We start from the raw sequence: 25643 nt of genomic DNA on the forward strand, positions 1-25643 counted from the left end.
TTAAAGAAAGGTGACCGAATAGATGGCAATCGATGTTAACAAATTCGAGAGTATGCAAATCGGTCTGGCCTCTCCTGACCAAATCCATGACTGGTCTCATGGTGAAGTTAAGAAACCAGAAACGATTAACTATCGAACTTTAAAGCCTGAAAAAGATGGTTTGTTTGATGAACGAATCTTTGGTCCAACCAAGGATTACGAATGTGCTTGTGGAAAGTACAAGCGCATCCGTTATAAGGGAATTGTCTGTGACCGCTGTGGTGTTGAAGTTACTTCAGCAAAGGTCCGTCGCGAACGGATGGGTCACATTGAATTGGCAGCTCCTGCTACCCACATTTGGTACTTCAAGGGAATTCCATCACGGATGGGATTGGTCTTGGACATGTCACCACGTTCTTTGGAAGAAGTGATTTACTTTGCTTCTTACGTTGTAGTTGATCCCGGTGATGCACCTGTTGAAAAGAAGCAGTTGCTGACTGAACGCGAATACCGTGACTACAAGAAGGAATTCGGTGCCAACTTTAAGGCTGGAATGGGAGCCGAAGCCATCAAGGAATTGTTGGCCGACGTTGACTTGGCTGGTGAAGCCGATGCCTTGAAGCACGAATTGCAAGAAGCAACTGGTCAAAAGCGTGTCCGTGCGGTTCGCCGTTTGGATATCATTGAAGCTTTCTTGCAATCAGACAACAAGCCAGAATGGATGGTCATGGATGTTATTCCAGTTATCCCACCTGACTTGCGTCCAATGGTTCAATTGGAAGGTGGCCGCTTTGCCACTTCTGATTTGAACGACTTGTACCGTCGTGTGATTAACCGTAACAACCGTTTGAAGCGTTTGTTTGACTTGCATGCCCCTGGTATCATTGTTCAAAACGAAAAGCGGATGTTGCAAGAAGCCGTCGATGCATTGATGGATAACGGTCGTCGTGGCCGTCCTGTTGCTGGTCCTGGTAACCGTCCTTTGAAGTCTTTGTCTCACATGTTGAAGGGAAAGCAAGGACGTTTCCGTCAAAACTTGTTGGGTAAGCGTGTTGATTACTCAGGTCGTTCTGTTATTGATGTTGGTCCATTCTTGAAGATGAACCAAATGGGTCTGCCACGTCCAATGGCAATCGAATTGTTCCGCCCATTCATTATGAAGGAATTGACGAAGCGTGGTTTGGCAGGCAATGTTAAGTCTGCTAAGCGCAAGATTGACAAGGCTGATGAAGATGTGATGGACGTTTTGGAAGACGTTATCAAGGAACACCCAGTTTTGTTGAACCGAGCACCTACATTGCACCGTCTTGGAATCCAGGCCTTTGAACCGGTTTTGGTTTCAGGTAAGGCAATGCGGTTACACCCATTGATCTGTGAAGCTTATAACGCCGATTTTGATGGGGACCAGATGGCCATTCACGTTCCTTTGTCAGATGAAGCCCAAGCGGAAGCCCGTTTGTTGATGTTGGCCGCTGGCCACATCTTGGCTCCTAAGGATGGAAAGCCAATCGTTGCTCCTTCACAGGATATGGTAATTGGAAACTATTACTTGACTACTGAAGAAGCAGGTCGTGAAGGCGAAGGCATGATTTTCTCATCTGTTGATGAAGCTCGCCTTGCTTATGAAAATAAGTTGGTTCACTACCATACTCGGGTAGGAATCCAAACGTCTTCATTTGACGAAAAGAAGCCATTTACGGCCGAACAACGTCAAAAGATTATGGTTACTTCTGTTGGTAAGTTGATTTTCAACGAAATTTTGCCAACTGAATTCCCATACATTAATGAACCTTCAGACGAAAACTTCCAGGCAATCTCAGATGACTTCTTCTTAGATGCCGGAGAAGATATTAACGAATACTTGAAGGACAACGATATCATTAAGCCGTTTAAGAAAGGCTTCTTGTCAGATATCATTGCCGAAGTATACAAACGTTACAAGGTAACTGAAACATCCCTTCTTTTGGACCGGATGAAGGACTTGGGTTATGACATTTCAACTCAATCTGGTTTGACAGTTGCCATGACCGACGTGACGGAATTGGCTGATAAGCCAAAGATCTTGGAAGATGCCCACAAGCAAGTGGACGTTGTTACCAAGCAATTCCGTCGTGGTTTGATTACGGATGCCGAACGTTACCAGCGGGTTATCGATATCTGGTCAAAGGCCAAGGATGTTATCCAAGATGAATTGATTGATTCATTTGATACTAAGAACCCAATCTACATGATGCAGGATTCTGGTGCTCGTGGTAACATCTCGAACTTCGTTCAGTTGGCCGGTATGCGTGGTTTGATGGCCGGACCTGGTGGTAAGATTATCGAATTGCCAGTTACATCAAACTTCCGTGACGGTTTGACTGTGATGGAAATGTTTATTTCAACCCACGGTGCTCGTAAGGGTATGTCTGATACGGCCTTGAAGACGGCCAACTCAGGTTACTTGACTCGTCGTTTGGTTGATGTGGCCCAAGATGTTATTGTTCGTGAATACGATAATGGTTCTGACCGTGGTGTTGCTGTTTCAGCAATTGTTGATGGTAACTCAGTGGTTGAACCATTGTATGACCGAATCTTGGGACGTTACGCCATGAAGTCAGTCTTTGATCCAGAAACTGGTGAAAAGATCGTTGCTCGTAACGAAATGATTGACGAAGACGCTGCCAAGAAAATTGATAAGGCTGGTATCACAGAAGTTACCATCCGTTCTGTCTTCACTTCGACTACTGAACACGGTGTTTCTGTTCTTGACTACGGTCGGAACTTGGCCACTGGTGAAGAAGTTGAAGTTGGTGAAGCAGTTGGTACTGTTGCCGCTCAATCAATCGGTGAACCTGGTACTCAGTTGACCATGCGTAACTTCCACACGGGTGGTGTTGCCGGTGGAAACGATATCACGCAAGGTTTGCCTCGTGTGCAAGAAATTGTTGAAGCTCGTATCCCTAAGGGACGTGCTGAAATTTCTGAAGTGACTGGAAAGATCACGACGATCGAAGAAAACCCAGCCGAACGGACGAAGGAAGTCACAATTGAAGGTGAGACCGATACTCGGACTTACACTTTGCCTTTGACAGCGCGGATGCGCTTTGGTGAAGGGGATGCCATCAAGCGTGGCCAAGCAATTAACGAAGGACCAATTGATCCAAAGGAATTGCTTGCCGTTACTGATACATTGACGACCGAATCATACATGCTTTCTGAAATTCAAAAGGTTTACCGTTTGCAGGGAATCGAAGTTTCAGATAAGCACATCGAAGTTATGATTCGTCAGATGTTGCGGAAGGTCCGTGTCATGGATCCAGGTCAAACTGACTTGTTGCCTGGAACTTTGATGGACATTGCGGACTTCAAGCGGGCTAACGAACCAGCACTCTTTGCTGGTAAGATTCCTGCCACTGCCCGTCCTGTCTTGCTTGGTATTACCAAGGCGGCTTTGGAAACTAACTCATTCTTGTCTGCTGCATCATTCCAAGAAACAACTCGTGTCTTGACTGATGCCGCTATCCGTGGCAAGAACGACCCATTGGTCGGACTAAAGGAAAACGTCATCATTGGAAAGATCATTCCAGCTGGAACTGGTATGGGCGAATATCGTAAGATTAAGCCTGAAGTTGTTGGCGAAGTGGTTGCCCAACCTGAAGACATTCAAGCAGAAATGCAAACCTTGGACGAAGTTGCTCAAACAATTGACGGCCAAGAATAACGGTGGAAAAGTCAGCGAAAGCTGGCTTTTTTTATTGTCCAAAAAGTTGGTTTAAGGTAGACTAGGAAATAGGAGTATAAGGCAAATGAAAAAAGCAGACACAGAAGTTAAAATTAAGTGGATTAAATGGGTCCAAGATTTGAATCAAAAGCAACTATGGTCCATTGTGGTTGTGCCAACAGTTATTTTATTGATCTTTTTGGCTGTCCGAATTAAAAATGGTAACCAGGCCTATGATCCCAACTGGTTCATCTATGTCTTTGCCATTTTCTATGCAGCGGCCTTCAGTCCAGCAGGAGAGCAGGTGCAATACCGGCTCTTTCCTAAGTCGATGCCCCACCACCAATACCAGGTCACGACTTGGAGCCAGTGGGAGCAAGCAATTATCATTTCAGTGGTCTTGATGGTGACTTCACTTTTGCTTTGGCCAATTCAAAAGCAAGGTGAGATTGCGGTCCACACGATTGCCGCTTTAGTGGTCGGTTTCATGGTGATGTGGTCATACCGTTTTGCTATCCACTACTGGATTGTACAAAAGACAAGTAAAAAGAAGTAAGAATGCCACCCGACCCAGTTAAAAATTTGGGTCCGGGTGCTTTACTTTGTAAAAAAAGATTAAGCCGTTTATGACAAATAAAAGTCGGTTTGAAGCCAATTTGAGGATTTGACTAGTCAAAATTTTGACAGTTTCGTTATCCTCAAGGTGTTGGCGGACGGTTTGCAGACAAGAAGGATTTCATGGAACAAATTGACTACCAGCAAATGAACGGGTTGTCGCTAGCCTATATTGGCGATGCAATTTACGAACTAGCAGTCCGTAATCACTTGGTTTACTTGGGTCTAACCAAGGTCAATGACTTGCAAAAAAAGTCGCGCCATTACGTTTCAGCCAAAGCCCATGCGGCCTTGTATCAATTGATGGTGGAAGACGACTTATTGACGGAAGAAGAACAGCATTACTTTAAGCGCGGTCGTAATGCTAAGTCTTATACCAAGGCCAAAAATACCAATGTTGTTTCCTACCGGATTTCAACTGGCGTTGAGGCGATGGTTGGTTACCTGTATTTGTCAGGGCAAACAGACCGGTTAGAAGAATTAATGAACTGGGTCTATGACCAAGTTGAAAGCGGGAGAACAAAAGATGTCTAAAGAAGAACCGGCCTTTATCTACGGCCACCATGCCGTTGTGGAGACATTAAAGCAGCAAAAGGCAGTTAACAAGCTGTGGTTACAGACGGGCTTGCAGCCAAAGGTTGAAAAAGAAGTTAGCCAACTTGCTAAGGACCAGGGGATTGTGATCCAAAAGGCCCCCAAGCAAAAGTTGGACGAATTGGCAGATGGTGGGAACCACCAGGGGCTAGTTTTGTCCGTTGCGGCTTATGAATATGCGGACTTGGATGACTTATTTGCCAAGGCGGATGCCGCCGGGGAAGCACCTTTTTTCTTAATTTTGGATGAAATCGAAGACCCCCATAACTTGGGGTCGATTCTTCGGACGGCCGATGCGGCTGGAGTTCATGGAATCATCATTCCAAAGCGCCGAGCAGTCCAATTAACCGGAACGGTGGCTAAGAGCTCAACTGGGGCGATTGAGCACGTACCGGTTTGCCGGGTGACGAACCTGGTTCAAACGGTGAAGACCTTAAAGGACCGGGGCCTTTGGATTTTTGGCACCGACATGGCCGGCCAAGACTACCGTGACTGGGACGCCAATGGGGCAACTGCCTTAGTGATTGGTAACGAAGGAAAGGGCATCTCGCCGCTGCTGAAAAAGCAGATGGATGGCATGCTCACAATCCCGATGGTTGGTCACGTTCAGTCATTAAATGCTAGTGTCGCTGCTAGTTTGTTAATTTACCAAGGATATGGTTCGCGACACCCAAAGTAATTTGAGCCAATTGGCTCATTTTTCGGAGGGTTGAAAAATGAAGGAAGCTGACGATTTATTAAGTACGGTGGCAAGTGCCCAAATGGGGGATGACACCGCCTTTGAATTTTTAATGGATAAGACTGCTGGGATGATTCGTTTTGTCTATTGCTTACGAATCAGCAAGTACTGTGACTTTGACGAGTGGCAGTCCGAGGCTTTAGAGGTCTTGTTATACTGTGTTCGCAATTATCAGTTAGACCAGCGCCACGAGGCGAAGTTTTCGACTTATTTTTTTAGTTCGCTTGAAAATAAGGCGATTGATGTGATCCGGCGTTATTATTCAAAAAGAGCGGCTTTTCGACGGGGAATGTTGTCAACTGGATCGGTTGATAAGGGACGGATTGTTTTCGAGATTGCTAGTTCGGATGTGTCGGCAGAAGAAGCTGTGATTATCCGGGAGGCTTTGGGTAAGGTGAAACCCTTACGAAACCCAGGCTTTCCAAAAATGGTGGCGGAAGTGACGGGGTTGAAACCGTTAACTGCCAAAAAACGTCAAAATCCATACGAGTATAGCCTACAGTTTCAGTTTAAACGGCGGGTCAAAGCTGAGCTCTACCGGCTTAGTTGAAATACTGGTGAAAAAATGCTATTATAATCCCTTAGTGAGGTAAAGAAGTATGCCAAGTCAAAAAGCATCGTTGGCCTGTGAAGTTTGCGGTTCAAGAAATTACACCGTGACTTTATCAAAAGGTCGGGTTGACCGTTTAGGGGTCAAGAAGTTTTGCCCACACTGTGGCAAGCACACTTTCCACCGGGAAACAAAGTGAGGTAGCAACACAATGATTACTTATTTTAAAAATGTCGCTTCTGAAATGCGCAAGGTTTCATGGTTATCCTTGGAACAAACTACAAAAGAATCAGTCGCAGTAATTGGTATTTCATTGATTTTTGCTGCCATTATTGGTGCCAGTGACTGGATTTTGACCCAAGCGGTTAATTTCTTCTTGGCACACTAAGAAACAATATAGTATACTTAAAGCAGATAAAGGAGTCGGACGACTCTTTTTTATTTGCCATTAAAAGGAGGATGGGCTTAGCCCGAAAAAAACATGACAGAAGAAATCGAAAAAGCTTGGTTCGTTGTCCACACATATGCAGGTTACGAACACAAGGTGCAAGCTAACTTGGGTTCTCGTACACAAACCATGGGAATGTCTGACCAGATTTTCCGGGTTTTGGTACCAGAACAAGAAGTATCAACCGTTGAAGATGGTGAAGTGAAGACTTCAATCGAAAACGATTTCCCTGGTTATGTCCTCGTTGAAATGGCAACCCCACAGGAAGGCAACATGACCGACGAAGCTTGGTACGTTGTTCGAAACACGCCAGGTGTTACTGGGTTCTTGGGTTCTCACGGTGCTGGTTCAAAGCCAAACTCTTTGCTGCCTGAAGAAGTTGACTTGTTGATGAAGCGGATGGGGATGCAAGGTGAAGCCGTTGTTGACCTTGATGTCGAAGTTGGTCAAACAATTAAGATTGTTGCTGGTCCATTCAATGGAATGGAAGGGGTTATCCGGTCAATTGATACGGAAAAACAAGAAGTAGAAGCAACGGTTGAAGTCTTCGGTCGGGAAACGCCAACTGAACTGGGATTCAACGATATCGATACAAACCTTTAAGAAAAGTATGATAAATGCGCCGGCCTTGACTTAGGTCGGCCTTTTTGATAAGATATCATGGTATGTCAAGGACATGCGTGGAAGCAGCACTGAAGCTGCGCTGTACCACAACACGAGGAGGAAAATATCGTGGCTAAAAAAGTTATCAATGTTGTGAAACTGCAAATTGCCGCTGCCAAAGCAACCCCAGCTCCACCAGTTGGACCTGCCTTGGGACAAGCCGGTATTAACATTGCACAATTCACTAAGGAATTTAACGCACGGACTGCTGACCAAGCTGGCTCAACAATCCCTGTTGAAATCTCAGTTTTCGATGATCGCTCATTCGAATTCGTGACAAAGACCCCACCAGCAGCTGACCAATTACGGAAGATTGTTGGTAAGGGTTCTGGTGAACCTAACCGCACTAAGGCCGGTAACGTTACTTTGGACCAAATCAAGGCAATTGCTGAAAACAAGATGGCAGATTTGAATGCCAACGACGTGACAGCAGCCATGAAGATGATCGAAGGTACTGCTCGTTCAATGGGTGTTACTGTTGAAGGTGTGGACTTGACTGTTGAAGGAACAGCAATCAAGGAGGACGCAGAATAATGACACAAAAGCATGGTAAGAAGTATTTAGAAGCCGTTGCAAAGGTTGATGCTGAAAAGGCATACGCTTTGGCAGACGGAATCTCATTGTTGAAGGATGTATCATACGCTAAGTTTGACGCTTCTGTTGAAGTAACTTTCAAGTTAAACGTTGATACTCGTCAAGCTGACCAACAATTGCGTGGTGCTGTTGTTTTGCCTAATGGATCTGGTAAGGACAAGACTGTTGTGGTCTTTGCCCAAGGTGACAAGGCAAAGGAAGCTGAAGAAGCTGGTGCTGACGTTGTTGGTGCTGCTGACTTGGTTCAACGCATCCAAGACGGTTGGTTGGACTTTGACGTTGCTGTTGCAACGCCTGACATGATGGCCCAAGTTGGTCGTGTTGGTCGTGCATTGGGTCCTAAGGGCTTGATGCCAAACCCTAAGACTGGAACTGTTACGATGGATGTCGCTAAGGCCGTTTCAGATGCTAAGGGTGGTCAAGTGACTTACCGTACTGACCGTGACGGAAACGTTGCCGTTACTGTTGGTCGTGTATCATTTGAAGAAGGCAAGTTGTCTGAAAACATCAAGGCAATTGCTGACACAATCTTGAAGGCTCGCCCAGCTGCTGTTAAGGGAACTTACGTTTCAAACGTTGCCCTTTCATCAACGATGAGTCCTGCAGTTACTTTGGACTTGGCTTCTCTTTAATTGACAGCCTGTCTTAAAACTGTTAAGATTACTAAGTAAATTAAATCAATTTTGCCTAAGACTCAGGTGGTAGCAATACCTTAATACCCTGCCGAGGAAGTTAAACATTAACTTGTCCCGTCTGTCTTTTGGCAGGCGGGTTTCTTTTGCAAAAAAATCTAGTTGAAAGGAGTTTATTTCACATGAGTGAACAAGCTATTGCTATCAAAGCCGAAAAGGTTGCTGCTGTTACTGAAGAACTTAAGTCAGCTGCAGCTGCGGTTGTTGTGAACCCCCGTGGTTTGACAGTTGCCGAATCAACTGACTTGCGTCACCAATTGCGCCAAGAAGGTGTTCGATTGGAAGTTATCAAGAACAAAGTCTTGGTACGTGCCGCTAAGGAAGCCGGCTTTGAAGATTTGAACGATTTGTTTGCTGGCCCATCAGCCGTTGCCTTTTCAAACGACGACGCTGTTGCCCCAGCCCGCATTTTGAAGAAGTACACCGAAGAAAACGAAAAGCTCGTTATCAAGGGTGGTGTCATTGACGGAAGCATCGCTTCTCTTGAAGACATCAACAAGTACGCTTCATTGCCTTCACACGAAGGTTTGCTTGGCCAGTTGATGGCCGAATTCCAATACCCAATTCGTACCTTTGCTTATGCTGTTAAGGCATTGCAAGAGAAGAAGGAAGCGGAAGGCGAAGCAGCTCCTGCTGCTGAATAAGCACTTTTATAACTTACAAACATTAAAACTAATTGGAGGAATTAATCATGGCTTTTGATAAAGACGCGATTATCGCATCATTGAAGGATGCATCTATTTTGGACTTGGCTGACTTGGTTTCAGCTATCGAAGAAGAATTTGACGTTTCAGCTGCTGCTCCTGTTGCCGCTGCTGGTGCTGCCGGTGCCGAAGGTGGCGCAGCTAAGTCAGAATTCGACGTTGAATTGACTTCTGCAGGTTCTGCTAAGGTTAAGGTTATCAAGGCAGTTCGTGAAGCAACTGGTCTTGGCTTGAAGGAAGCTAAGGACATGGTTGATAACGCACCTTCTGTTATTAAGGAAGGCGTTGCCGAAGCCGAAGCCGAAGAATTGAAGGCTGCTTTGGAAGAAACTGGTGCTTCAGTTACTTTGAAGTAATCAGAGAAAAAGAGCACTTGGTGCTCTTTTTTTGTACATAACTTTTACAAATTCAATCAGAAAGGATTCGATGATGACGGAGAAAAAAGCAGGTGAGCAGTACTTTACGGCCAACCCCGATGCTGCCCATGACTACCAAAATTTTGACTTTACTTTACTAGGTCACAATCTTCACTTCCAAACCGATGCGGGAGTCTTTTCCAAGCGGACTGTTGATTTTGGTACCCGGGTCATGTTGGATACGGCTGAAAAAACAACTGATATTCCTGCAGGTAAGGTCTTAGACCTTGGAACCGGCTATGGATCCGTTGGGATTTCAATGGCGAAGGCCTTTGACCGAGAAGTCGACATGGTTGATGTCAACGAACGGGCTCTGTCACTTGCTCGAGCAAATGCAGACCGGAATGGTGTGGCTAGCCAGGTCAATGTCTTCCAGTCTAATATTTATGACCAGGTCCAAGACCAGTACGCTTTAATCTTAGTGAACCCACCAATCCGGGCTGGTAAGGCGGTCGTAACAGCGATGCTTCAAGAAGCTAAAGATCACTTAGTACCCGGAGGCAGGATTTTAGCGGTTTTGCAAAAAAAGCAAGGGGCGCCATCTGCACAAAAGAACATGGAAGTAGTCTTTCCACAAGTGTTAGTCGCTAACAAAAAGAAGGGTTACTACGTCTTGGAGGCAACTAATGGCTGAAGTTCCAACTTTAACGAGTGAAGAGGTTGCCCACTTTATGGATCTGGCCTTAGCAGAAGCAAAGCAGGCCGGTGCGATTGGTGAAGTCCCAATTGGGGCGGTTTTAGTCCAGAATGGTCAAGTGATTGCTACTGGTTCTAACCGGCGCGAAGTGGACCAGGAAACGACCTCCCATGCTGAATTGCTAGCCATTATGGCGGCGAATGAAAAAATGGGTACGTGGCGGTTAGAAAATACCGCTTTGTTTGTGACATTGGAACCCTGCCTGATGTGTGCCGGGGCGATTTTAAATGCCCGGATTCCACTGGTTTATTATGGGGCTAAAGACCCCAAGGCTGGAGCAGTTTCGTCTTTGTACCAGGTTTTTGATGATGACCGGTTAAACCACCAAGTCAAAACTTTTGTTGGTGTTAAACAAGAAGAATCAAAGGCCTTGTTGAAGGACTTTTTCCAAGGACTACGGCAGAAACAAAAGGCTTTGAAAAAAGCGAAAAAAGAGGCAGAACGGGGCTGAATTTGACGGTCAGTTTTTGACTGGGCTATCTGTTAAAAACGGTTGCCTTTTACCCCTAATTTCGCTATAATAACAGTGCAGGCAAGGGTTGCCTTTCGAACCGAGTCAGGACAGAAATGTAGCAGCTCTAAGATTGATTGACCTTGTGCTTGTGTACATAGCAAAACCGCCTTGTGGCGGCTTTTTTTGTAAGAGAGGGGACATCAATGGCATATCAAGCACTGTACCGGGTTTACCGGCCAAAGACATTTGACCAGATGGTTGGCCAAGAAGTGATTACCAAGACCCTGTCGAATGCAATTGAAAAAGACCAAACTGGTCATGCCTACCTCTTTGCTGGCCCCCGGGGAACTGGTAAGACTTCTGCGGCGAAAATCTTTGCTCGAGAAGTGAATGGTATTAGTGCTGATGAGGCCAAAGAGTCTCACCCGGATATTATTGAAATTGATGCGGCCTCGAATAATGGGGTTGATGAAATTCGGTCGATTCGTGATTCCGCAAACTATGCACCAATTGAAGCCCCTTACAAAATTTATATTATTGATGAAGCCCACATGCTATCAACGGGAGCCTTTAATGCTTTGTTGAAGACCCTAGAAGAACCACCAGCCCAGGTCAAATTCATTTTGGCTACGACTGAGGTTCAGAAGATGCCGGCCACGATTTTGTCGCGGACGCAACGTTTTGAATTTAAGCGGTTATCAAACCAAACAATTAAAGACCGCTTGGTTGAAATTCTCGGCCAAGAAAACCAGGACTATGAAGACGGGGCTTTGGATGTTGTTGCTACTGCTGCTGAAGGTGGGATGCGAGACGCCTTGTCGATTTTGGACCAAGTGATTGCCTTTGGCCCAGAAAAAGTCACGGTTGATAACGCTTTGACGGTGACAGGTTCGGTTAAAATTGACCAACTATTGACCTATTTGGGCCAAGTCCTAGACCAGAATACAGCTGCTGCTTTGGAAACGCTGTCGGCCATCCTATTGGCTGGGAAAGATGCTAACCGCTTTTTGGCCGACTTAATGACGACCTTACGCGATGTTATGCTCGTTGATTTGGATGAAGCATTAGTTAAATCAGCGGCAAAAATTAATGAATTACGCGAATTTAAGTCCCGAGTAAACCAGGAAAAAATTCAGACCATGTTGCTTACGATTGACCAAGTCAAAACCGAATTGGCCCAATCTTTGCAAAGTGATATTTACTTGGAAATTTTAACGGTGCGGTTGAGCCAGCCGACTAGTCAAACTGCGACAAGCCCAGCACCAAGTCAAGCAGGTTTGACAGTCGGTCAAAGCCAGCCAATGAAGCAGGTGAAGTCTCAGTCAATGCCTGAGAAAGCTCCAGTTCAACCCGGCCAACAAGGTGAAAAACCAGTTGAACCAAAGACTTCAGACCCGGTTACAGAAGAAAACCAGCCAGTGGTAACAACACCAGCGGTTGAAGAGCCAACCCCGACACCTGTTGTCGAAGAATCGATCCCCGAAGAACCAACTGCTGTGAGTGAACCAAGTCCTACGGTCGAAGAGGCGCCCAACGAACAAATGCCACAACCAGCTGCTAGTCAAACCGATGACTTGCCGGACGCTGGTATTGAACCGGTTGTTTACACTGGCAAAGAACCAGTCCAGGCTGTCTTGGCAGAAGCTAAGCGTGATAGTTTAACGCAGGCTCAATCTGTTTGGTCAGAAATTGTGGCCGAATTTTCAGTGAAAGACCAGGCAGTCTTGCAAGTGACCAAGCCGGTCGCTGCTTCGAGCGAGGCTTTAATCTTGGCTTTTGATTTCCCTGCTATCTTAGAAAATACATTGAAAAATGCGGCCTTGTTGCAATCCTTAACCGGACACCTGCACCAGCATGGCTTACCAAAGACTTTGGTATTACGCAGCCAGGATGAATGGATGAATGACCGGGCGGAATACATTAAGGCCTTAAAGGCAGGTCAAAGCATCCAAATTAAGTTGGATGACTTGGCGCCAACCGTTTTAGCCCAGGGTGGTGGAATTAATTCAGCTACACCGGTACAAAGTGAAGTGGCTGTTGAAGATGACCTCGTCAAACAGGCGCAAGACTTATTTGGTAAAGACATGGTCCAAGTTCAAGACGAAGAAAACTAAGGAAGATTGCGAATGCAATACCCAGAACCCATTGCAAAATTAATCGATTCATACTCGAAACTCCCGGGAATTGGGGCGAAAACTGCCAGTCGGTTGGCCTTTTATACCTTGGGGATGGATGAGGATGATGTTGCCTCCTTTGCGAAGGCTTTATCATCTGCCAAAGATTCCGTCACTTTCTGTGAAATTTGCGGTAATATTACTAGTAAAGATGAAAATCCTTGTGTTATTTGTCAGGATTCAAGTCGCGACCGGTCGGTTGTCTTGGTCTTGCAAAACCCAAAGGATGTGATGGCTTTGGAACAAACTGGGGAATACCATGGTTTGTACCACGTCTTAAACGGTTTAATTTCGCCAAGTGCGGGAACTGGACCAGAAGATATCAACCTGCCGTCCTTGATTAAACGTTTGTCAAAGGATGAAGAGATCAAGGAAGTGATTGTTGGAACGAACGCTAATACCGATGGGGAAGCAACAGCAATGTACTTGGCCCGGTTGTTAAAGCCGGCCAATATTAAGGTAACCCGTTTGGCAACTGGCTTAGCCGTCGGTTCTGATATTGACTATGCTGACCAACTGACCCTAATCAAGTCCATCGAAGGCAGAAATGAGCTCTAATGTTTAAAAAGAAGAAGTTAGACAACCAATACTTGAAGCAAGAATACGACCAAATGCTCATGGACCAAATCAATGAGGCTCGGGCTTCCTTGCACCATTCGGAAGAATCAGAAACTGCCTTGGTTGATTCACGGGTAAATGGTCACATGATCCAGGCACAAACCGCCTTGGAAAAGGCTAAGTTCTCTTATTTGTATAATGAGGCTCGCCTGCGCAAGACGGTTGCCAGCCAGCAACAGATGTTTCAACACCCAAAGCAATAGCTAGGAGCAGACTGTGAAAAAGACTCAGTTTATTTCATTTGAAGGGCCTGAAGGGGCTGGGAAGACGACCGTGATTAATGCGGTCGTTCCTGTAATTGAAGAACTGTCAAAAAAATCAGTTTTGGTGACTCGCGAACCAGGTGGGAGCGAAGTGGCTGAAGGCATTCGGTCTTTGCTACAAAAAAAGACGGAACCGGCAATGGATTCATGGACGGAGGCACTTTTGTTAGCTGCTTCAAGACGGGAACACTTGGTTCAAACGATTGAACCAGCTTTGGCCAATGACCAGGTCGTTATTTCAGACCGGTACCTCGATTCCTCGCTGGCCTACCAAGGTGGTGGTCGTGGTTTAGGGGTTGACCAGGTGATGGATTTGAATCAAATTGCCACTCAGGGACTCTTACCCGATCTAACGATTTACCTGGATTTGCCAGTTGAAGTTGGGTTGGACCGGGTCTTTTCACACCGTCAGGATAAGATTGACCGTTTGGATGAGGAAGCTTTGTCTTTCCACCAAGAGGTTCGGAAAACTTATTTAAAGATTGCTGACCAATATGCTGACCGAATTAAACTGGTCAATGCGAACCAAGACCTCGACCAGGTTATTCAGGATGTGATTGTAGCGCTGAAAAATAATTGGAGGTAAGACGATGAAGTTAATCAATGCGATTGTTCAAGACAAAGATGCCACCAAGCTAGCCAATGCCTTTGTAAAGGCCAAGGTACAAGCAACCCGCTTGAGTACGACGGGTTCTTTCTTGCGGTCTGGAAATACGACCTTTATCATTGCGATTGATGAAGATAAGGTTGATTCTGTCTTGCAAATTATTAAAGACGTTTCACAAAAGCGGAAGCAGTTTATGGTTCCGCCAGTTGGCTTTGAAGGTGAACGGACGGGTTCTTTCCCAGTTGAAATCGAAGTTGGTGGGGCAACTGTCTTTACTCAAACGATTGATAATTTTTACCAATTTTAATTAATGGCAGCAAAAAGTAAAAACAAGGACCAAACCGGTCCAAATACAGACCAAGAAGTCCTGGCTAATGTTGACTTTACGAAGGTGGCCACTGAGGCTTACCCAACGGACTTGGCTCACTTTCAGCAAACGGTGGCAGAAGACCGCTTATCCCACCTGTATTTAATGGTGGGGCCTGGCGACCAAGAAAAGTTGGCCTTGGCACAAGCGATTGGTTCACTGGTGATTGGCGATGATGACCTAACCAAGGAACGGTTGGCCGCTTACGACCACCCGGACTTTGTGACGGTCTTACCCGAAAAGCCAGGGGCAGCCATTAAAATTGCCCAAATCCGGGCCTTACTACCTGAATTAACTACGACGGCAATGGAAGCGGACCGGAAGGTCTTTGTGATTGACCAAGTTGATACGTTGACCAATGCGGCTGCGAACTCTTTGTTGAAGTTTATTGAGGAACCAGCCGGTCCGCAGTTGATTTTGCTATTGGCTAACCGCTTATCGGAGGTCTTGCCGACAATTCAATCACGAGCTCAGCTGGTAAGCTTAAGCGCGACCGACCAAGTTGGTTCTGATTTAGAAGCGGACCGTCAGGCCTTCTTAGACCAGGCTCAATCAATCACTTTTAAGTGGTTTGAAAAGGCCTTGGCCCGAGATGTCTCCGTGATTTCTTACTTAAAAACCGACTTGATGCCCCTGGTCCAAGATAACTTAGACCACCAGCAACAAGTGATTGCCTGGCTCCAGGACATGGGACGGGACTTAACGGTCTTTTCTTACTTAGGAAAGGATCAACTCCGTTTTCCACAGCTAACGGGCTATTATGAAAAAGTCCAGGAACGGTATTCAACCGACCAACTCCTAGCGGTTGGTAGCTTAGTCTTGCAGGCAGACCAACTTCGGTCAGTTAATATTGCTTGGCAAAGCCGGTTAGAAAAACTAGCTTTAGAGGTCGTTTTGGCCTTGGGCTAATGAACAAAAACATTAATGGTCAGTTAATCCATTTTACCCATAATGGGTGGATGGATAACTTTTAAACCAAAGTAATCGGTGAAGAGGATGCAGACACAAAAAAGTTTTTCCAAACAAGATACGGGGACTTTGTACCTGGTTGCCACGCCGATCGGAAACTTAGGTGATATGTCAAACCGGGCAATTGAGGTCCTGTCTTCGGTTGATGTGATTGCTGCCGAGGATACGAGGCATACACAACTGTTGCTCAATTATTTTGACATCCGGGCCAAGAAAACAGCCTTACATGAACATAACTGGCAGGAGAAAACGCCACTTTTGGTGCAAGACCTCTTAGCTGGACAATCGATTGCCCAGGTGTCAGACGCCGGACTGCCATCGATTTCAGACCCTGGTAAGGAATTAGTGGCAGCAGCAATTGCAGCTGGTATTGCAGTTGTTCCTATTCCGGGAGCTTCGGCTGGGATTACGGCCCTGATTGCGTCTGGATTAGTGCCACAGCCCTTCTACTTCCACGGATTTTTGCCCCGAAAAAAAACAGACCAGGCCCAGGTCCTAGCAGACCTTGGCGTCCGATCCGAAACGATGATTTTTTACGAGGCACCACACCGGTTGAAGGCAACCTTAGCAAACCTTGTCGAGGTTTTGGGCCCAGACCGGCAAATTGTACTCGCCCGGGAACTGACAAAACGGTACGAAGAATTCTTACGTGGTACAGCTCAAGAATTATGGGACTGGGCTGCAAGCAGTGAGGTTCGGGGAGAATTTGTTCTGTTAGTTGCTGGAGCAGATGAAAAAACGGTCCGGCAAGCAAAACAGGCACAAGCCGGTGAGGATTCTTTGGCTGGCTTGCCAGTAGAAGAGGCGGTTCAAGCCTTAGTTGACCAAGGCCAAAAGCCAAACCAAGCAATTAAGGTGGTAGCAAAAGACCGGGGCTTAAACCGGCAAGATGTTTACAAAACCTATCACCAGATTGAGGAATAAGATGGCAGAAGGATTTAAAATTACTCAGCCAGTTGAATACTACCAGGTTGATTTGACCCGGAAACTTTCGTTGCCAATGATTTTGAATTTGGCAATCTTATGTTCTAGAAAGCACGGCGAAGAGTTGGAGATTGGTTACCAAGAAACTGACCAACGAGGTGTTGGCTGGGTCATCTTGCAGTACGATTTGAAAATTAACCGCCGGCCCAAGTTAGGTGAAACGATTACGATTGAAACGAAGGCGGGCGAGTGGTCATCTTACTTTGCCATGAGAGGTTTCTTATTCCGGGACGAGACTGGCGAAGTGATTATCGAAATCGATTCGCTTTGGGCCTTGATTGACCTCGAAACTAGGCGGATGAAAAAGTTCCCAGAGGACTTGGTGGCACCGTATGGTGGTCAAGAAGTCCGTCGGTTGGAAAAGATGCAAAAGGTTGAAAAGATTAGTGACGACGAAGAGACGCTCGACCGGTCTTATCAAGTCCGTTTCTTAGATATCGATGGTAACCGCCATGTTAATAATTCTAAGTATCTGGAATGGATGTTAGATGTTTTACCTTTGGACTTTGTCAAAGAACACGAGGCCAAGGCCTTAACGATTCGTTATGAAAATGAGGTTCATTACGGTCACCAAGTTGATTCCCAAGCGGTTTTAGGGGATAATAAGACGAAACACCGGGTTACTAAAAACGGTGGCATTGCCGCAGAAGCAATGATTAATTGGCAGTAAAAGTTAACTTAATTTATTAGAGTGAGGATATTGAAATGTCAGTATTAGTATTAGGTGGAGCCGGTTATATTGGTTCACACATGGTTCGCCAGTTGTTAGCACAAGGCGAAGACGTTGTTGTTGTTGATAACTTGGTCAAAGGGCACCGTGATGCCGTTGCCAAGGAAGCCAAGTTCTATGAAGTTGACTTGCGGGACAAACCTGCTTTGTCAGAAGTCTTTGAAAAGGAAAACATTGATGCTGTTGTCCACTTTGCTGCCTTTTCAATTGTGCCAGAATCAGTGGCCGAACCATTGAAGTACTTTGACAACAACACGGCTGGTATGGTAACTTTGCTGGAAGTGATGAAGGAACACGATGTCAAGAAGATTGTCTTCTCATCAACGGCCGCTACTTATGGTAACCCAGTTAACATTCCAATTAAGGAAACCGACCCACAAAACCCAATCAACCCTTATGGGGAATCAAAGTTGATGATGGAAAAGATGATGGCTTGGGCTGATTCAGCCTACGACATCAAGTGGGTAGCCTTGCGCTACTTCAACGTGGCCGGTGCAATCGAAGATGGTTCAATTGGAGAAGACCACGGACCAGAAACACACTTGGTACCAATCATTTTGCAGGCTGCTGCCGGACAACGTGATTACATCGAAATGTTTGGGGATGACTACAACACCCCTGATGGCTATAACGTCCGTGACTACGTTCACGTTGTTGACTTGGCCGATGCCCACATTTTGGCCTTGGATTACTTGGCCAAGGGTAACGACTCTGCCCAATTTAACTTGGGATCAGCAACTGGATTCTCAGTGAAGGAAATGGTCGAAGCTGCCCGTGAAGCGACCGGTGTCAACATTGAAGCCAAGGTTGGCCCACGCCGAGCTGGTGACCCTGATATCTTGGTGGCTGATTCGACCCAAGCCCGCGAAGTTTTGGGTTGGAAGCCTAAGTATGATAACGTTCAAGACATTATCAAGACGGCTTGGAACTGGAAAGAAAAGCATCCAAATGGTTTTGATGACCGCGACTAATATTAAAAGCCAGGTGACTGGCTTTTTTTCATGCCTTTAAAAGCTGGCTGAGATGTTAGACAAACGGGCTATTGTTCGTCAGGGTGTAAGCGATTACAATGACAGTAAGAAAAGTTTTTGAAAAGAAACAACATTCGCATTTAAAAGGAGGTTGCCATGGGTTTATTAGGGGCAATTGAAGCCGGGGGCACCAAGTTTGTTTTAGCCGTCTGTGATGAAAATTTTCAAATTGTAGACCGTCAGTTAATTCCGACAACCGATGGGGAAGAGACCCTCACAAAAGTGATCCAATACTTTGACCAGTTCGGCCAAATTGATGCGATTGGGGTCGCAGCCTTTGGGCCAATTGATATTCAGCCGGGATCCAAAACATATGGTCGGGTTTTAGATACCCCTAAAAGGGGTTGGTCTGGTTATGACTTCTTAGGTCGGTTAAAGGCCTGGCGGGCTATTCCTTATGCTTGGACGACTGATGTCAATGGGGCTGCTTGGGCGGAATATAAAACTGGCGCCGTTCAACCGGGACAATCACTGGCCTACTTTACAGTTGGAACAGGCGTCGGGGCTGGAATCATCAGCGAAGGCCGACTCTTGGCTGGCTTTGGCCACCCAGAGGCAGGACACATGGTGGTTCAAAAGCACCCGCTCGATTCTTATGCCGGCCACTGTCCCTTCCACCATGACCAGTGCCTGGAAGGACTAGCTTCGGGGGTAGCGATGGAAGACCGTTGGCAACAATCCGCTAAGGACCTACCAGACGACCATTTGGCTTGGGAGATTGAAGCGGATTACTTAGCGCAAGCAGCAGTGAATGTGACAATCTTACTCCGACCAAATAAAATCATCTTTGGCGGTGGGGTACCCCACCGGGATAACTTGCTGCCATTAGTCCGGCAGAAGTTTGCCGACCGCTTTGCGGATTATTTGGCAACGCCTAATTTGGACAATTATCTGGTTGCGGTTAAAAATGGTGATAACGCTGGAATCCTTGGTTGTTTCTATTTGGCTAAGGACAAATTAGTTAGTCAAAAATAGTTTAGAAAAGTTAGTCAAAACGCTTGTCGGTGGGCTTGAACTATGGTATGATAATTCTTGTTGAAAAAGACACCATGGTTAGTTAGCTCAGTTGGTAGAGCAACGGACTCTTAATCCGTGGGTCCAGGGTTCGAGCCCCTGACTGACCATATGAGAGAAGCTGGGAGAAAATCTTCCGGCTTTTTTTGTAAATTAAAGGAGGCAATAATGGATAAGAAGCGTTATTGGATAGTGGGGCTGGTTGTCGTACTGGTCTTGCTCTTAGCTGGTGGTACGGCCTGGGCCGTGCATGAAATGGATCGTCACGATGACCGCAGCCACGAAAGCAAGTCGTCAAAAAAGACGACGAAGTCTTCTGAACTGCCTTCTGGTGTGAAAACAACTGATTGGGACTTGTTCTTAATCAATAAGTGGCACCCACAAAACACTGAAGTATCCTTCACTAAGGCAAGTATCGGTGACAAGCAAGTCAACGTTAAGATTCAACAAGCCGTCATCGACTTTATGAACGGTGCGAAGGCCGCCGGTTATGACACTACCTTAGTTTCTGGTTACCGGTCAATCCAGTACCAGCAACAAGTCTTTGACTCTGTTACTGCTAATAACGAAGCTAAGGGAATGTCTGAAGCAGATGCTAAGAAGGCAACCTCATTAGTTGTTGAAACACCCGGTTCTTCTGAACACCAAACTGGCTTAGCCATTGATTTGGCCGGAAACGATGCTTTGGCTAAGTATCCAAACTTGGATGGTGAGATGGACCAGTTTGCCTCACAGCGCTGGTTAATCAAGCATGCCTCTGATTATGGCTTCATTTTGCGCTATGGTAAGACGAAGTCTGATATCAAGCAAACGGGTATCGATTACGAGTCATGGCACTTCCGCTATGTTGGAGTGAAGAACGCCAAGTACATTGTCGCTCACAACCTGACACTAGAGGCTTACTTGAAGGAATTGAAGGCTGCTGGCCGTTAATTTTTCCAATCTTATTCTAAAGAAAAGCAGACAGATGTCTGCTTTTTTTATTGGCAAATGAAAGAAATGTAAAATAGAACAGACAGGTGTTGGTTAGAAAAATAAAAAGATAATTTTCACAACTATACCAATTTTAGAATGGATGTTCGCTTGTGTTCGCCTAAAAAATATGGGCGAAAAAGCAAGGCTCGGTCTGTTCGACTTTTTCGCTATTAAAAGGCGGCTAGCACGCATTTCACCGTTTGGTCTAGCTGAGCAAAAGGAGCAAAATCCGAAGGTTCGTTCCCCTGGTGGGGCGAACAAATGTGCCGTTTGGATTGAGGGGACAAAATTGGGGATAATTGGGGATAAATTTGCAAGAATCCCAGTCTTATCACCTTCAGAATTTTTGATAAAGTTATCCACAGGCGCTGTGAATAACACCCCGTTTTGGGGATAAGTCGGTCAAAACCTTTCTAAATTAAGCAAAAATAGGGGGATAAGCCTGGGGAATTGGTGATAAAATAGTGGATAAGTTATGGAAAAGAGAATAACTACTTGGTTTAGACCAAAAAAAGGATTGAAACTTAAATGAAAATAAAAGTATTGACTGTTGGTAAGTTGAAAGAAGATTATTTGAAAAAGGGGATTGCCGAGTATGCCAAACGGTTAAACCGCTTTGGTACGGTTGAACTGATTGAAGTGGCTGATGAAAAGACACCGGAAAAGGCCTCTGAGGCAGAAAACCAGCAAATTATGGCTAAAGAGGCAGACCGGCTCCAAGGCAAAATTGGTGACCGTGACTATGTGGTTGTCTTAGCGATTGAGGGTAAGCAACTACCATCAGAAGATCTTGCTAAGAAGTTGGAGACAGCTAAAAACACTGGTCATGGAACGTTGACCTTTATTATTGGTGGGTCACTCGGCTTAGACCCAACGATTAAAAAGCGGGCTAATTTGCTCCTGTCATTTGGCCTGTTGACCTTACCCCACCAATTAATGCGGCTGGTCTTAGTCGAACAAATTTACCGGGCAATGATGATTTCAGCTGGTTCGACCTATCATAAGTAAAAATAAGACAAAGAAAAACGACCAACCGTGATTAGTCACAGTTGGTCGCTCTTTTTATTTATGATGACTTTGTTTTTTCTGTTCAAAGGTTTTTTCGGCTGGCTTTTTAATTGAGAAGGTGAAGTCTGCTGGAACCATGATACCGATGTCTTTCACTAAGACTTGACCAGACATTTTCTTGCCGAGTCCGCGTGTCAAACCGGTTTTGGCATAACCGAAGGTAATCGTGGTCTTGGCTTTCAGAGCAGCACCCATGATCTGACCGTTGTCGCCGTTAATCCCAGTTGGAATGTCCAAGGCAACCACTGTGTTTTCGATATGGTTAGCGGCTTTGACCATCTTTTGGAGGCCTTCTGGCAAATCGTTGTTCAAACCGGTTCCAAAAATGGCATCGATAATCAGTGAAGCTTGCTTAAAGTCGGACTTTTCTGACCGAGTTACGCCAGCTGCTTCAGCAATCTCTAGTTGGTGTTTGACAGCCGGCTTGGCTTTATTAACGTTACCGACAAATTGGAGCGAAACTGGAATTTGCAATTGGTGGAGCAAGCGGGCCAGGGCAATTCCGTCAGCACCGTTGTGGCCTAGACCAACTAAGACCAAGACGTTGGAGAGGTCATAATTACCAGCACCGAGAATGTCTAAAGCGGCCAAGGCGGCCCGCTCAATTAAAACGTCTTGGTGGATGCCGACCGTTTCAACCGTGTATTGGTCCAAGGTCTGCATTTCTTCTGTTGTCACGAGTTGTCTCATTGATTTCACCTTAGTATAATAGATATAGTTAATTATAATATAGAACGCCAAAAAATAGTAATGAAAGAGGTCGACCAAATGGATAGCATGGAAGTAGCCGACGACTACCAAGAAGTAAAGGACCAGGTCGCCATTTTAAACGCCCGCGGCGAAGCAGTCACTGAAGACCAAGTCATCAAGCGGACCCTGATTCGTGGTTTGGAAGAAATTTTGGACTACCGAATGGACGGGACTTTTTACACCGTCAAATGGAATGACCAAGCAGAACTTGAGATGTACGATGTTTATAAGAAACTAGCCGGCACCATCAAGCCAGCCGGCACATCATTCATCGAAGACTTCAAGCAAGACGACCAAGGGGTTTGGGACCGGTTTAACGACCAACTAAAGACTTTGATTAGTCGCTAAAACGCTTGCCGTTAAGCAGATAATCTGATATGATATTATCTGTTACGGAGAAGTACTCAAGAGGCTGAAGAGGCGCCCTTGCTAAGGGTGTAGACGTGTTAAAGCGTGCGAGGGTTCGAATCCCTTCTTCTCCATTGAATTAAGTGTTCATTGAATTTATTTTCAATGAACACTTTTTATTTTGTATAGAAAGGACTGTGATGGCAAGGATGCAAGTAGTGCTTGCTTTACCTATGACAGCTTTTCTTGCTAGTCTTATTATTATCAATCAATTAACGTAAAGGTAAAAGATATGAGTTTCGAACAAGATATTAAACGACTTCGTCAAAGCAAGCAAATGACGCAACAAGATTTGGCAAATAAATTGCATGTCAGTCGTCAAACGGTCTCGACTTGGGAAAATGGTAAGAATTACCCAAGTTTGGAAATTTTGAGAAGTATTTGTGTTTTATTCGAAGTATCTTTTGAACAAATTATGTTTGGAGATGAGAAGGCGATGAAACAAAATCAAGGAATGGCGCCGGCACTTGACCGAGAGGTAAAATTGAAGGGTCGTTATAAGAAAATAACAATTATTTTGTCATTAATTTTTATGTTGCTGGTGACGTGGGTGACCATCCTCTGGTGTGGCTACCAAAAAGGTATTGCAGACATTGACCGATGGAACCCGTTTTTGACTTACCAAGTATCTTATACCAAGATGCCGGCCCGACAGGAGAACCAGACCGGAAGGTGGACAGCCTGGTATGCGGACAATGAGATGGGGACCTCATGGACCAAGTTAACCCTAGCAACCGGACAAAATCCAGCTGTGGTTCAACCCTATGTTATGGCTTATCATAAAGGAAGCTATGTAAAGACTAGCCGGATTGTGCCGGCAACCCAGGTTAATCAGCTGATTATCGGAGACCTGGCGATTTTTGCAGATGAACAACAGCAGAAGCAAATAATTGGCAGTGACAATTTCCGCCACGACTTAAGGACGAAGGCTCATTTGACGACAACAGTGCGAAAGGTGGGGAATTAATAAAGGGTCTAAGAAACGACAAAGGTTAGGAAGAAAGGGCCGAATCGGGCTACTCCCTTTTTTGCAATCAAAACTTAATCTAAACAAGGGGACGGCGACAGTAAAAAGAGTTAGAATAAAACCAGTTAAAATAGACTTGGGAGAGTTTTTTGATGGTTGGAATAATCATATTGTTGATGATGTTGCTGATTTGGTTGGGGATTAAATTCTTGGAGTACCTGCCATATATTTTGGCAGTCTGCTTAGTTGTAGCAGTTTTGACCTTTATTATTGCCCACATTGTGGTGATTTTGCTACTGATTGCGGTCTCTATGGGAATCTTTTATTTGGGCAAAAGAAAACGGATTAAGCACCAGGAAGAAATTTATCAAAAGAACCAGGCAAACGCGAAAACTTTAGCTGAAGAAGAAGCTGTTACTCATGCTGACAAAGACTATGTATTACGTGAAGTCCAGCAGCAATTCAAGATGAACAACGCCTTGAATCTGGGTAACGGGTTAATGGTTGATAACCAGCGCAACAAGGTCTTAGTAGCCTTTGATGCCCGCCAGTTCTTACAGGCTAACTTGCAAGATGTTGTTGATTATAAGGATAAGGGTGTTGCGAAGGGCTATCAAACTTTTGCCGTTCATTTCCAAAACCTGGGTCAGGGAAACTACGTCAACGTGATTTTGGATACGGGCAAGAACGATTTGCTAGGGGTGAGCCCGGCCGTATACTTTGGCCAAATTTTGGCAAAGTGGACTAACCAAGAACCTGCTAATTTCGATGATAGTGGTTCAATGCAAGTTGACTATTAATTAAGGAGAGAATTAATGGGATTACGTTACCGTAAAAGCGTTAAAATGGGACCGGTTCGTTTGAACTTTAGTAAGAGCGGGATGGGCTATAGTGTTGGTTCAAAGGGTTACCGAGTGACCAAAAAAGCCAACGGAGGTTACCGCAAGACCATGTCTTTGCCCGGAACTGGAATTTCTTATGTAAAGGATTATTCTAGCAAGGATAAGATGTTATCAGATGGTCACCACAAGAGTAGTGCGAAAACCACTTCAACAACTACAAAAAGCTATGATGTTGAAACACCATCTGCCCCTGTTAAGGAAAAGACCAAAAAAGTAGTAGTGCCTAAGCCATATATGGAACACATTGAGACAGAGGTTAAAGCGGCTGAACCTTCAGATCAAAAGCCTGATTTCGCTGATGAAGTGCAAGACATTTCGGTTAACCCAGTCGAGCAGAAAGAAAAAGCTGGTGACGAAGTCAAGCCTGTGCCGGTGGCGGTTAGCCAACCAGAGCCGGAAGTAGAAGTTGAAAGCCAAAAGGTAGTAGGAACTCAGGATGCTACACCGGCTGTTTCTTCCGTTAAGAAAGAAGAAGCTCAGTTTCACCAGTCAGCCCAGACTGAAAACATTGCTGAGATGGCTGAAGCTGATGAATCAAAGCAGCCAAAAGCTAAGAAGAATCAAAAACAGCGCTTTCTGGCAAGTTATCCTAATAGTTTGCGTCAACAGTTAAAATGGGGTTTGATTGCCATCCCGGTTCTCTTCTTTGCGGTACCACTTTTACCAGTTCTTTTTGCGACGCTGTTCTTGCTTTTGCCGTTTTACTTTATTTACCTAATTGTGGTGTTTGCTCGGTATAAGCACCGTCAGAAAAATAACGACAAAGTTGAAAAAGAGGCGCCAACTACTGTTGAAAATTCTGTTGACAAGCCAGACACAGTAAAAGCAAAGCCTGCGAAAGTAAACATGAAAGCCATCAAGCAATTGAAGTCACTCTTAGATGATGACATCATTACTCAAGAAGAGTTTGATGCTAAGAAAAAGAAATTGTTAGATGTTTAAGATAATGAAAAGCCAGGCCCTTTGGC

31 protein-coding genes, 2 tRNA genes, 1 other RNA gene, 1 pseudogene and 1 other annotated feature are annotated in these 25643 nt (G+C 45.3%); of the genes and pseudogenes, 34 read left to right on the forward strand and 1 reads right to left on the reverse strand.

Features of this window, described 5'->3' with window-relative positions; translation table 11 throughout:
• The first annotated feature begins 22 nt into the window (after positions 1–22).
• The 28 genes from rpoC to rlmH all read left to right on the forward strand — a co-directional run bounded on the left by rpoC (position 23) and on the right by rlmH (position 21588).
• Positions 23–3682 carry a DNA-directed RNA polymerase subunit beta' gene (rpoC, locus tag AC5162_RS01200; protein WP_496533440.1) on the forward strand — a complete coding sequence of 1220 codons (3660 nt, stop codon included), beginning with the start codon at positions 23–25 and terminating at the stop codon, positions 3680–3682.
• 85 nt (positions 3683–3767) lie between these two features.
• Positions 3768–4238 (forward strand): hypothetical protein, encoded by a 471-nt coding sequence (locus tag AC5162_RS01205; protein WP_496533441.1) that lies wholly within the window; start codon positions 3768–3770, stop codon positions 4236–4238.
• 182 nt (positions 4239–4420) lie between these two features.
• A complete protein-coding gene (locus tag AC5162_RS01210; RefSeq protein ID WP_496533442.1) occupies positions 4421–4831 on the forward strand; it encodes a Mini-ribonuclease 3 in 411 nt (136 codons plus the stop codon).
• Positions 4824–5570 (forward strand): 23S rRNA (guanosine(2251)-2'-O)-methyltransferase RlmB, encoded by a 747-nt coding sequence (gene rlmB / locus AC5162_RS01215; protein ID WP_496533443.1) that lies wholly within the window; start codon positions 4824–4826, stop codon positions 5568–5570. The genes AC5162_RS01210 and rlmB overlap by 8 nt, the downstream gene beginning before the upstream one ends.
• A 37-nt stretch (positions 5571–5607) precedes the next feature.
• On the forward strand, positions 5608–6180 hold the full coding sequence (locus AC5162_RS01220) for an RNA polymerase sigma factor (protein WP_496533444.1): 573 nt from the start codon (positions 5608–5610) through the stop codon (positions 6178–6180).
• 49 nt (positions 6181–6229) lie between these two features.
• A complete protein-coding gene (gene rpmG, locus AC5162_RS01225; RefSeq protein ID WP_496533445.1) occupies positions 6230–6379 on the forward strand; it encodes a 50S ribosomal protein L33 in 150 nt (49 codons plus the stop codon).
• 12 nt (positions 6380–6391) lie between these two features.
• The gene (secE, locus tag AC5162_RS01230; RefSeq protein WP_496533446.1) at positions 6392–6568 is read left to right on the forward strand and encodes a preprotein translocase subunit SecE; all 177 of its coding nucleotides are present in this window, start codon (positions 6392–6394) and stop codon (positions 6566–6568) included.
• A gap of 93 nt (positions 6569–6661) precedes the next feature.
• A complete protein-coding gene (gene nusG / locus AC5162_RS01235; protein ID WP_496533447.1) occupies positions 6662–7231 on the forward strand; it encodes a transcription termination/antitermination protein NusG in 570 nt (189 codons plus the stop codon).
• A gap of 129 nt (positions 7232–7360) precedes the next feature.
• A complete protein-coding gene (rplK, locus tag AC5162_RS01240) occupies positions 7361–7825 on the forward strand; it encodes a 50S ribosomal protein L11 (protein ID WP_496533448.1) in 465 nt (154 codons plus the stop codon).
• Complete coding sequence (gene rplA / locus AC5162_RS01245; protein WP_496533449.1) at positions 7825–8517, forward strand: 50S ribosomal protein L1; 693 nt, start codon at positions 7825–7827, stop codon at positions 8515–8517. The genes rplK and rplA overlap by 1 nt, the downstream gene beginning before the upstream one ends.
• A 36-nt stretch (positions 8518–8553) precedes the next feature.
• Positions 8554–8672: a sequence feature (ribosomal protein L10 leader region), on the forward strand.
• A 27-nt stretch (positions 8673–8699) separates the two neighbouring features.
• Positions 8700–9221 (forward strand): 50S ribosomal protein L10, encoded by a 522-nt coding sequence (rplJ, locus tag AC5162_RS01250; protein ID WP_496533450.1) that lies wholly within the window; start codon positions 8700–8702, stop codon positions 9219–9221.
• Between the two features lie 47 nt (positions 9222–9268).
• The gene (gene rplL / locus AC5162_RS01255; protein WP_496533451.1) at positions 9269–9637 is read left to right on the forward strand and encodes a 50S ribosomal protein L7/L12; all 369 of its coding nucleotides are present in this window, start codon (positions 9269–9271) and stop codon (positions 9635–9637) included.
• Positions 9638–9710: 73 nt separating this feature from the next.
• A complete protein-coding gene (locus tag AC5162_RS01260; protein WP_496533452.1) occupies positions 9711–10331 on the forward strand; it encodes a class I SAM-dependent methyltransferase in 621 nt (206 codons plus the stop codon).
• Positions 10324–10845: a tRNA adenosine(34) deaminase TadA gene (gene tadA, locus AC5162_RS01265; RefSeq protein WP_496533453.1), complete on the forward strand. Its 522-nt coding sequence runs from the start codon at positions 10324–10326 to the stop codon at positions 10843–10845. Before AC5162_RS01260 ends, tadA begins: the two co-directional genes overlap by 8 nt.
• Positions 10846–10918: 73 nt before the next feature.
• Positions 10919–11005: signal recognition particle sRNA small type (gene ffs, locus AC5162_RS01270), an RNA gene on the forward strand.
• Between the two features lie 46 nt (positions 11006–11051).
• Positions 11052–12962 carry a DNA polymerase III subunit gamma/tau gene (gene dnaX, locus AC5162_RS01275; RefSeq protein ID WP_496533454.1) on the forward strand — a complete coding sequence of 637 codons (1911 nt, stop codon included), beginning with the start codon at positions 11052–11054 and terminating at the stop codon, positions 12960–12962.
• A 12-nt stretch (positions 12963–12974) separates the two neighbouring features.
• Complete coding sequence (recR, locus tag AC5162_RS01280; RefSeq protein ID WP_496533455.1) at positions 12975–13580, forward strand: recombination mediator RecR; 606 nt, start codon at positions 12975–12977, stop codon at positions 13578–13580.
• Positions 13580–13843 (forward strand): YaaL family protein, encoded by a 264-nt coding sequence (locus AC5162_RS01285; RefSeq protein ID WP_496533456.1) that lies wholly within the window; start codon positions 13580–13582, stop codon positions 13841–13843. The genes recR and AC5162_RS01285 overlap by 1 nt, the downstream gene beginning before the upstream one ends.
• A 13-nt stretch (positions 13844–13856) precedes the next feature.
• Positions 13857–14489, forward strand: coding sequence for a dTMP kinase (tmk, locus tag AC5162_RS01290; protein ID WP_496533457.1), 633 nt, complete (start codon positions 13857–13859; stop codon positions 14487–14489).
• Between the two features lie 4 nt (positions 14490–14493).
• Complete coding sequence (gene darA / locus AC5162_RS01295) at positions 14494–14817, forward strand: cyclic di-AMP receptor DarA (RefSeq protein ID WP_496533458.1); 324 nt, start codon at positions 14494–14496, stop codon at positions 14815–14817.
• Positions 14818–14820: 3 nt separating this feature from the next.
• Positions 14821–15786: a DNA polymerase III delta subunit-related protein gene (locus tag AC5162_RS01300; protein WP_496533459.1), complete on the forward strand. Its 966-nt coding sequence runs from the start codon at positions 14821–14823 to the stop codon at positions 15784–15786.
• Between the two features lie 87 nt (positions 15787–15873).
• Complete coding sequence (rsmI, locus tag AC5162_RS01305) at positions 15874–16770, forward strand: 16S rRNA (cytidine(1402)-2'-O)-methyltransferase (protein WP_496533460.1); 897 nt, start codon at positions 15874–15876, stop codon at positions 16768–16770.
• Position 16771: 1 nt separating this feature from the next.
• Complete coding sequence (locus tag AC5162_RS01310; RefSeq protein ID WP_496533461.1) at positions 16772–17500, forward strand: acyl-[acyl-carrier-protein] thioesterase; 729 nt, start codon at positions 16772–16774, stop codon at positions 17498–17500.
• Positions 17501–17535: 35 nt separating this feature from the next.
• On the forward strand, positions 17536–18531 hold the full coding sequence (gene galE / locus AC5162_RS01315) for a UDP-glucose 4-epimerase GalE (protein WP_496533462.1): 996 nt from the start codon (positions 17536–17538) through the stop codon (positions 18529–18531).
• Between the two features lie 156 nt (positions 18532–18687).
• Positions 18688–19566 carry an ROK family protein gene (locus AC5162_RS01320; RefSeq protein WP_496533463.1) on the forward strand — a complete coding sequence of 293 codons (879 nt, stop codon included), beginning with the start codon at positions 18688–18690 and terminating at the stop codon, positions 19564–19566.
• Positions 19567–19642: 76 nt separating this feature from the next.
• A tRNA-Lys gene (locus AC5162_RS01325) sits at positions 19643–19715 on the forward strand.
• 58 nt (positions 19716–19773) lie between these two features.
• Positions 19774–20538, forward strand: a complete 765-nt coding sequence (locus AC5162_RS01330; protein WP_496533464.1) for a M15 family metallopeptidase — start codon at positions 19774–19776, stop codon at positions 20536–20538.
• A 570-nt stretch (positions 20539–21108) separates the two neighbouring features.
• Entirely contained in the window at positions 21109–21588 is a 480-nt protein-coding gene (gene rlmH / locus AC5162_RS01335) for a 23S rRNA (pseudouridine(1915)-N(3))-methyltransferase RlmH (RefSeq protein WP_496533465.1), read from the forward strand.
• 54 nt (positions 21589–21642) lie between these two features.
• Here the strand turns inward: rlmH and AC5162_RS01340 are convergent, their stop codons facing one another.
• Positions 21643–22338: an NAD(P)H-hydrate epimerase gene (locus tag AC5162_RS01340; protein WP_496533466.1), complete on the reverse strand. Its 696-nt coding sequence runs from the start codon at positions 22336–22338 to the stop codon at positions 21643–21645.
• A 78-nt stretch (positions 22339–22416) separates the two neighbouring features.
• Here AC5162_RS01340 and AC5162_RS01345 point away from each other — a divergent pair, with 78 nt between their 5' ends.
• The 6 genes and pseudogenes from AC5162_RS01345 to AC5162_RS01370 all read left to right on the forward strand — a co-directional run bounded on the left by AC5162_RS01345 (position 22417) and on the right by AC5162_RS01370 (position 25617).
• On the forward strand, positions 22417–22746 hold the full coding sequence (locus AC5162_RS01345; protein ID WP_496533467.1) for a hypothetical protein: 330 nt from the start codon (positions 22417–22419) through the stop codon (positions 22744–22746).
• Between the two features lie 46 nt (positions 22747–22792).
• Positions 22793–22880, forward strand: a tRNA-Ser gene (locus tag AC5162_RS01350).
• Positions 22881–23083: 203 nt separating this feature from the next.
• Positions 23084–23179, forward strand: a pseudogene (locus AC5162_RS01355) (helix-turn-helix transcriptional regulator); the annotation flags it as partial.
• Positions 23180–23242: 63 nt separating this feature from the next.
• Entirely contained in the window at positions 23243–23773 is a 531-nt protein-coding gene (locus AC5162_RS01360) for a hypothetical protein (protein ID WP_496533608.1), read from the forward strand.
• A 152-nt stretch (positions 23774–23925) separates the two neighbouring features.
• The gene (locus AC5162_RS01365) at positions 23926–24573 is read left to right on the forward strand and encodes a hypothetical protein (RefSeq protein WP_496533468.1); all 648 of its coding nucleotides are present in this window, start codon (positions 23926–23928) and stop codon (positions 24571–24573) included.
• Between the two features lie 15 nt (positions 24574–24588).
• Positions 24589–25617 (forward strand): DUF4236 domain-containing protein, encoded by a 1029-nt coding sequence (locus AC5162_RS01370; RefSeq protein WP_496533469.1) that lies wholly within the window; start codon positions 24589–24591, stop codon positions 25615–25617.
• Positions 25618–25643 lie beyond the last annotated feature (26 nt).

It is taken from the genome of Fructobacillus sp. ChS1-6f1-1-27, assembly GCF_059579415.1.